The 450-nt window shown below is 52.4% G+C and carries 1 pseudogene; it reads right to left on the bottom strand.

Features of this window, described 5'->3' with window-relative positions:
• Nucleotides 1-450: pseudogene (locus HEM79_RS23225) on the bottom strand (DNA primase family protein); the annotation flags it as partial.

Genomic DNA, 450 nt, shown 5'->3' with positions numbered 1-450 from the left:
GGCCATCACACATTACCGACGCCATGAGATAGCCGCAGAAGTCCACCAGCGAATCCCCCTCTCGCTTTATCGCCAGTGCTTCTTCAGATTTCTGCTGCTCATATAACAGGCGTCTGGCTTCGTCCTGGTTAGCAAACCGTGTAAGCAGATGGCGAATCACTACCGCCAGCTCACCTTCTATTTTTTCCGCCAGCATTGGATCACGTTCGTTCTCCGGTACAACTTCCGAAAAATTGAATATCACCCGACGACGTGAGATCCCCCCGCTGCGGTCACTGAATGACATGGCGTTATTGTTAACCGCCAGCACTACTGCCGGAATACGCGTTGAGTAGGGGGCTTTGTGTTTCGGGTCAATTGCCACCTTGTCACCGCCTGTAATAGCCTTAATCCCTGCCCCATCACCAGCGTAGCGGGTCATATCCGGCATGATAATCAGCGAAAAGCCAA

The sequence above is a fragment of the Escherichia sp. 93.0816 genome (genome assembly GCF_013368855.2).
GTDB classification, from domain to species: Bacteria; Pseudomonadota; Gammaproteobacteria; order Enterobacterales; family Enterobacteriaceae; genus Escherichia; species Escherichia ruysiae.
Note: the sequence above shows the minus strand (reverse complement) of the source record. Positions and strands in the feature narration are given on the sequence as shown.